The sequence below is a fragment of the Gilliamella sp. Choc4-2 genome (assembly GCF_001690355.1).
GTDB lineage: Bacteria > Pseudomonadota > Gammaproteobacteria > Enterobacterales > Orbaceae > Gilliamella > Gilliamella apicola_A.
In genome coordinates, this window is the sequence record NZ_LZHG01000015.1 from 1 (window position 1) to 3,222 (window position 3,222).

The following is a 3,222-nucleotide window of genomic DNA, read 5'->3' on the forward strand; positions in this document are numbered from 1 at the left end:
AAGTAGCAATAGCTTTTATGCAAGGCAACCCTGACAGACCGTATATTGCCCATGCAATGCACGACAGTGCTCACCCAGACCCTGTCACCGCCATTAACAAACACCGCAATGTGATACGCACCCCAGCGAATAATAAATTACGCATGGACGACAAACGGGGGCAAGAGCACATCAAACTCGCCACCGAATACGGCAAAACCCAACTGAATTTAGGTCACTTAGTTGACCAAAGCAAAGCGCAGCGTGGCGAAGGCTTTGAGCTAAGAACCGACGAATGGGGCGCCATAGCAGCTGCACGGGGATTATACTTAACCACCCAAACCGAGCCCAAAGCACAAGGCAAACAGCTCGACATGCAAGCCGCCATTACCCAGCTTGAAAATGCGCTATCCATTGCCAAAGCCCTACAAAATGCCGCTACTCAGTCTGAAGCCCACGGAGCAGACACTGACAGCCAAGAACAACTTAACAAAACATTAAGCCAACTGACCCAAAGCGGCATACTTGCCTATGCCCAAGAAGGCATTGCCTTAACCAGTCCACAAAACATTCAACTCTCCACCGGCAACAGCGTTACTTTAACCAGTGAAAACCAAACTGACATTGCCGCCTTAAAAAACCTTACCCTCTCATCGGGCGAAGCGATGGGCTTATTTGCCCACAAATCAGGCATGAAACTGTTTGCCAACCAAGGCGATATTGTGGTGCAAGCCCAAAACGCCAACCTCAACATGGCCGCCAAGCAGGATATAAAAATTGACAGTGTCGATGGTGAGCTCACTGTCACCGCAAGCGAACAGCTTACGTTAATGTGTGGCGGTTCATATATAAAAATCAGCAGTGAAGGCATTGAACTGGGCACACAGGATAATGTTTATCTGAAGTGTAATGTGATGCAGAAGATGGGGGTGGCACAAAAAGATAGATTCGAAATAGCACTGCCTGAAGCAATTGAAACTAACTTTTCACCAAATAAACCGAATAAAAATGATAAGTATAGCTTAATGTACCTTATGGTTAATGATGAAGGTGAGCCATATAAAAATATTGAATATTTAGCGTTTATGGAAGATGGTTCAGTCAAACGAGGGAAAACAGATGATAAAGGCTATACAGAAAGGTTTTATACAAAAAAAGAAGAAAAAATTGCTGTCCGTTTAGTATTAAGTAAAACAAGCAATGGGGAACTTATCAACCAATAAAAAATTGCATAAAAATCATTAATAATTAATATGATACATTTTTAAATACAATGATAACATAATGGATGAAAATTTAATGACAGTATACAATATATTTACAAGCATAGAGACAAAAACCAATCATGAATATATTATTTATGAAATGGAATTATATAAAATGGACGACAAAGGTAATAAAATTTATGCTTTAGAATCAACAGGTAAACAGCCGTTACAAGCTGATAAGAAAACATTAATTCACCAATCGTTAGATATTTCAGATCCCGAAAATACCTCTTATATATTAGAACTAAATCTTTATCATAAACATAAATTAGCTAAAGAGGATTATACAGTATTAGAAGAACCTATGACAGCAATTATCCCACTTAAGGGATTTATTATCTTGGACAAAAAGTGGGGGCTATCAAGGGAATTTAAGTACAATGAAACAGTCAAAGAAACACAATCTGGCACATCATCTATATTTCAAGTGACAATCACATCAAAGCCAAGAGTTTTTGAAGTTAAAGAACATCCGGTTGGTGACCCAATGGATCCGTTTACCAAAGCTAAAATAGAAAGAGCTTTGCAATTAAGATTAGCCAAATACAATTTTCCTAATCAAGGTGATGCCAGTTTATGTGGACCTGCAGCTTTTTTTTATTGCTTATTGATGGATAGACCAGACTTATATAAACAGATTGTCAAAGAACTTTGGGAATCAGGTAAAACTAAAATTGGCACATTAAAAATAAAGTCTGGTTATGATTGTCGCCATCCTACAAATTTTTTTAAAAATGATTCAACAGGGTATACCCCAAAAGTTTCGTGCATAGATTGGATTACCTTGGCAAGTTTAAGGGGTTCAGAAAACAGTGTTTTTGATTATGATTCGCCTGATGATAAATTCTCAGGTATTACAACTGCAGGAAACCTTAAAACATGGTTTGAAAAGTCTGGTGCTAAAATTTTATACAGCATCAATACAAGTTTAATGAAACAGATCAGCGGACCCCATTTAACTTTACAAGATTTATGTCGTTTAAATTCTTATATTAGCCCTGATACACATGTTGTTGTATTAATAGCAGCAAAAATGATTAATAATCAGAATATCTTAACAACTAAAAACCACTGGATAGTTTGGACAGATAAATTAAAATTACACAATGGTCTGGAAATAACAGAACAAACAGCAATAACTGAAAAGGTTCAACTTGAACTATTTTCATGGGGCGAGGTATACAACCAGTTGGATTCAGGCAGAACTTTGGGAGAAGTTATGCAATACTCCTTCGCAGCTATGGTGGTAAGTAAAATTCCTTAAATAAAAAATATATGGCAACAAGATAAATGGTAAAGTGTTTAAGACATACTTATTTTTAATAAAAATTCAATTAATCGCAATAAACTATATGAAAAAATCACGATATTATTTAATTTTAATTATTAACTTATTTTTAGTTTTTTCGCTTATGGGATGTTTTTGTAGACAAGAAATTGAAGTACTACCAAAATCTTTGCCCAATGCCACTTTTGGTATACCTTATTATGCTGAAATAAATATTAAAGGTGGTGAAGTTCGCAGTGATTCCTATCATATTAAACCAGAAAATTCAGGGTTAGAAGTATCCGCCAACCTCAACATGGCCGCCAAGCAGGATATAAAAATTGACAGTGTCGATGGTGAGCTCACTGTCACCGCAAGCGAACAGCTTACGTTAATGTGTGGCGGTTCATATATAAAAATCAGCAGTGAAGGCATTGAACTGGGCACACAGGATAATGTTTATCTGAAGTGTAATGTCATGCAAAAGATGGGCGCGGCGAGTAATGATTTATCCGCAAAGCTAAATAACAATGATTCGGAACTCGAAATGTTATTAAGAAAACATGTATCGTTCAATTCAAAAAGCTTTTCGGAATAATTTGTAAGGAAGTAACACAATGACTATAAAAAAAATAACCGACTTTAACTTTCCTGTTGGCGAAAAACAATTAAGTCAAGACGCCTATTATAAAGCCTTATCAGAAGCAA

The 3,222-nt window shown here is 36.7% G+C and carries 3 protein-coding genes; all 3 read left to right on the forward strand.

Annotated elements, in window-relative coordinates:
* On the forward strand, positions 1 to 1,202 hold a 1,202-nt coding region (locus A9G34_RS02760; protein WP_141670319.1), incomplete at its 5' end, for a DUF2345 domain-containing protein.
* 61 nt (positions 1,203 to 1,263) lie between these two features.
* Positions 1,264 to 2,511 (forward strand): hypothetical protein, encoded by a 1,248-nt coding sequence (locus tag A9G34_RS10380; protein ID WP_081295250.1) that lies wholly within the window; start codon positions 1,264 to 1,266, stop codon positions 2,509 to 2,511.
* A gap of 88 nt (positions 2,512 to 2,599) precedes the next feature.
* Complete coding sequence (locus A9G34_RS02770; RefSeq protein ID WP_065568807.1) at positions 2,600 to 3,112, forward strand: DUF2345 domain-containing protein; 513 nt, start codon at positions 2,600 to 2,602, stop codon at positions 3,110 to 3,112.
* Positions 3,113 to 3,222 lie beyond the last annotated feature (110 nt).